This is a genomic window from Pseudomonas sp. Sample_10 (genome assembly GCF_004321495.1).
Lineage (GTDB): Bacteria > Pseudomonadota > Gammaproteobacteria > Pseudomonadales > Pseudomonadaceae > Aquipseudomonas.
The window spans coordinates 1-4,226 of record NZ_RCOE01000281.1; the positions used below are offsets into that span (position 1 = coordinate 1).

General features: G+C 59.6%; 3 protein-coding genes and 2 pseudogenes. 3 read left to right on the forward strand and 2 right to left on the reverse strand.

Going from position 1 to position 4,226, the window contains the following annotated elements:
• Positions 1 to 180, forward strand: a pseudogene (locus D8U18_RS26885) (hypothetical protein); the annotation flags it as partial.
• Between the two features lie 164 nt (positions 181 to 344).
• On the opposite strand, the gene D8U18_RS26895 reads toward D8U18_RS26885, so the two are convergent.
• Positions 345 to 1,739, reverse strand: coding sequence for a HAMP domain-containing sensor histidine kinase (locus D8U18_RS26895; RefSeq protein WP_056856725.1), 1,395 nt, complete (start codon positions 1,737 to 1,739; stop codon positions 345 to 347).
• Entirely contained in the window at positions 1,717 to 2,400 is a 684-nt protein-coding gene (locus tag D8U18_RS26900; RefSeq protein WP_056856724.1) for a response regulator transcription factor, read from the reverse strand. The genes D8U18_RS26895 and D8U18_RS26900 overlap by 23 nt, the downstream gene beginning before the upstream one ends.
• A gap of 267 nt (positions 2,401 to 2,667) precedes the next feature.
• Between D8U18_RS26900 and D8U18_RS26905 the strand changes: the two genes are divergently transcribed.
• The gene (locus D8U18_RS26905) at positions 2,668 to 3,597 is read left to right on the forward strand and encodes a hypothetical protein (RefSeq protein WP_056856723.1); all 930 of its coding nucleotides are present in this window, start codon (positions 2,668 to 2,670) and stop codon (positions 3,595 to 3,597) included.
• A 495-nt stretch (positions 3,598 to 4,092) separates the two neighbouring features.
• Positions 4,093 to 4,226 (forward strand): annotated as a pseudogene (locus tag D8U18_RS26910) (TraR/DksA family transcriptional regulator); the annotation flags it as partial.

Below are 4,226 nucleotides of genomic sequence, written 5' to 3' on the forward strand. Positions count from 1 at the left end.
AGGGCCGCGGAGCGTCCCAGGCTGCATTCCCACGCGGAGCGTGGGAACGATCAGGGCGCGCGGGTGACCTGGTCCGGTCGATTTGAACCGGTGGGTGTGAGTGATGAGGAGGTGGTGGCGCTGTTCACCGGGATTTATCAGGGCGGGCTTGAGGCCCTGCGGGCCAACTACCCGGCTTGACTCGTCGATCGTTCCCACGCTCTGCGTGGGAATGCTTTAAGGGACGCTCCGCGTTCCAGCTTCCGAAAGGGACGCGGAGCGTCCCAGGCTGCATTCCCACGCGGAGCGTGGGAACGATCATGAACGATCATGTGGCTGTATTGCCAAGCGGAGCGTGGGAACGATCATGAGGGGGTAATCAAACTCTCCCGACAATCGAGCACCAGCCGCGCTCCACCCAGTTCACTGTTACCCACCTCCAGCGCAAACCCATGCAGGCTTGCGATGGCTGCGACGATCGACAGGCCCAGGCCGAAACCGCTTTTCAGATTGCCCGCTTCGGCGCGATAGAAGCGCTGGAACACGGCTTCGCGTTCGGCTTCGGGAATGCCCGGCCCGGAATCGAGCACTTCGATGCGGGTATGTCCGTCATGATTGATCCCGCGCAAAATCACCTGGCCGCCGGGCGGGGTGAATTTGATCGAGTTGCTCAACAGGTTGGCCAGCGCTTCGAACAGCAAGGCGCGGTCGCCATTGAGTGGCGGCAATGATTCAGGCAGTTGCAGCTCGAACGTCAGGCCGTCGTCCTCTGCCAAGGGCAGATAAAACTCATGCAACTCTCGCAACAACGACACCGGGTCCAGTTGCACGAAGCCGGAGCGGCGCTGGCGATCCTCCAGTTCGGAAATCCGCAGCAGGCCACGAAACCGCGCCATCAGCGTGTCGGCTTCGCCCAGCACCAGATCCAGTTGCGCCGCTTGCGGCGTACCTTCACCGGCTTGTTGTTGCATGCGGTAAAGCTGCGCGCGTAAGCGTGTCAGTGGCGTGCGCAGGTCATGGGCGATGTTGTCGCACACGCCTTTGACCTCATGCATCAGGCGCTCGATGCGTTCGAGCATGGCGTTGACGATGGCCGCAAGCATGTCCAGTTCATCCCGGCGATTGGACAGCGGCAAGCGTCGGGTGAGGTCGCCGGCGACGATGGCTTCGGCGCTGGCCTGAATCGCGCGGATCCGCCGAAGCGGGCGGCGGCGCAACAAATGCCAACCGACGATGCCCGGCAGGATGGTCAGGGTCACACCCCAGAACAGCGCGTGCAGAATGATCCGGGTGACGGCAAACAGCGAACCGTTGTCACGCACCAGCACCAGCAACAGGCCGTCGCGGGTCTGGGTCGCCACGGCATCGCAGCTGTCATTGGGCAGCGTCGGGTCGTCGGAGTCGGCGCAATCGCTGAGCATGTGGATCTTGCCGTCCAGCGGCAGGCCACGGGGGATGTGGTCCAGGGCGCCGCTCAGATATCGGTGCTGCTGATCGAACAGGCCATAACCGTCGATGCCGCGGATATCGAAGGTCATGCTGACGGCGAGCGCGTCCACCAGTTGTTCGCCCTGGAATCGCGAAAACAGATGCTGACGCTGCATCAGCGAATGCTTGGCCAGGTTGTCGAGGTAGGCGGATACCTCGAAGTACATGACGCCCATGAGAATGCCGCTCCAGACCACGAACAGCGCACTGTAGAGCGCGAGCAAGCGACTGCTGGAAGAGCGCCAGCCTTTAGACGGGTTCGGCAATGACATAACCCGAGCCTCGCACGGTTCGAATCAAGGGGACATTGCCAGGTGGGTCGATCTTTTTGCGCAAGCGGCCAATGTGTACGTCGATCAGGTTGGTGCCGGGGTCGAAGTGATAACCCCAGACTTCTTCGAAAATCATCATCCGCGACAGGATCTGCCCGGTGTTGCGCATGAGGAATTCCAGCAGTTTGTATTCGGTGGGCAACAGCGTGAGCAATTGCCCGTCGCGGCTGGCTTCGTGGCTGATCAGGTTCAGTTCCAGATCCGCTACCCGTAACGTGGTGGCCTGGGCGGTGCCGGTGTTCTGCCGACGCAGCAGGACTTCGACCCGGGCAGCCATCTCATCGGTGGCGAAGGGTTTGGTCAGGTAGTCATCGCCGCCGGCGCGCAAACCGCGCACGCGCTCATCGACGTCGGAAAGGGCGCTGATCATCAGGATCGGTGTGGCCACACCCATGGATCGTAGCGTGGTCACAATCGCCAGGCCGTCGAGTTCGGGCAGCATGCGGTCGAGGGTGATCAGGTCATAGTTGCCGCTGACCGCTCGTTCCAGCCCTTCACGGCCGTTGTCGACCCAGTCGACGTCGAGGCCGTGGCTGCTCAATTCAGCGACGATTTCACGGGCGGTCACGGCGTCGTCTTCAATGGTCAAGATGCGGGTCATGGGGCTGGCCTGATGAAATGTTCACAACGTTGTGCAGCATTTTGCCAAGAAATGATCGCAGGCTTTCTAAATAAAAGTTCATGGACGCTTCAATGCATAAAACCCGCTGAGTCTGCCCGTTCGTTGCATATTGCAAGAAGCTGCGAAGTTCAAACTTTTTATCACGTTGAAAAACAAGGATTTATTCCAGGTGCGCGGCTGGCACGGTGTCTGCAATTGCTATTTCGAGAGTTGTAACACCATTTTTCTGCCTGGAGCGACAAAACAATGAATAGATCCTCTGATGGTTTCTATCCTGCCGTAGATGAGGCGAGCACGCTTTCGGGTGTGTCATGGGGGGCGATTTTCGCCGGGGCCGCCGCTGCCGCGGCGTTGTCGCTGATCCTCGTGCTGCTCGGTTTTGGCCTCGGGTTCTCCGCGGTTTCGCCGTGGGCCAATGAAGGTGTGAGCGCCAAGACCCTTGGCGTTTCGACGATTGTCTGGTTGGCCTTCACGCAAATCGTGGCGTCAGGGCTCGGTGGGTACATCGCCGGTCGGCTGCGGGTGAAGTGGGCCTTCATGCACACCGATGAAGTTTACTTCCGCGACACTGCCCACGGTTTTCTGGCTTGGTGCGTGGCGACGCTGGTGACTGCAACGCTGGTGGCCGGTTCGGTCAGCAGTGTGGTCAGTGGTGGCGTGCAAGCCGGGGCGCAAGTCGTCGGTGGCGCCGCCAGTGCTGCCACGCAAGCGGCGGGCACGGCGGCTGCCAACACCAACAGTGATCAGTACGGTTATTACATCGACAGTCTGTTTCGCGATGATCGTCCGGCTGCCGTCAGTGATGATGCCGCCCGTGGCACCGTGACCCGCATCTTCGTGCGCTCCTTGAGCGACGGGCAACTGTCTGCCGAAGACCGTACCTACCTGGCGCAATTGGTCGCACAGCGGACCAACCTGACCCAGGCCGACGCGGAGCGTCGTGTCGATGAAGTCTACGCCCGCACGCAGAAAGCGGTGGCCGATGCCAAGCAGGCCGCGCAAGAGGCGGCAGACACCGCTGCCAAGGTCGCGGCCTGGAGCACTCTTTGGATGTTTGTCGCGCTGTTGGCGGGTGCATTCTTTGCCAGCCTGGCCGCAACGTTCGGTGGTCGTCGCCGGGATGCCGTTGTGTACCTGGAAGCCGACGACTATGTAACCACCACTACGAATCGTTAAATCAGGAGCATCATCATGCGTTCATTACTGCTGTTCTTTCTCGGCGTACCGATCCCGATCATCATCCTGATCGCCTTGTTAATGTAATCCCATCCATGTCTGTGCTGTACCGCGCCATCGCGAGCCATCTCGCGATGGCGTTCGTTTATGTGGCGATTCAGCGCAGACCCGTTCGGGCGCCCACCTTGTCTGCGCTTCAGGGACAGGCAAACGCAGCCGTTTATCTTCTATATACCTGTGCTGGATTGAATTTCTTGCTATAAACGCACTCCGATAGCCACCTCGATGCCTGCCATAGAGCATTTTCGTGGCTTTGTCGGACAAATTCGCTGTCTTTTCAGTTGCTGAGGCCTCGACTCGGCCTTAGACTGCCGCCCCTCGTAAATTGAGTGCCGGGTGGCGCTTGGTATAAACGGCGCCTTTCCGAAGACCTGTACCGGTCTGCCGGAACGCTCCCTAATTCGCCTTAATGCACGTTTTTTTATAGAGATATCAATGACAAAGGACAAGTTGCTGGCCATGCCGGCGGATGACTACATGAACGCCGAGCAACACGCTTTTTTCACTGAGCTGTTGCAGAACATGAAAGTCGAAACCCATGAGCGCATCGAACAGAACCGCATCGCCAT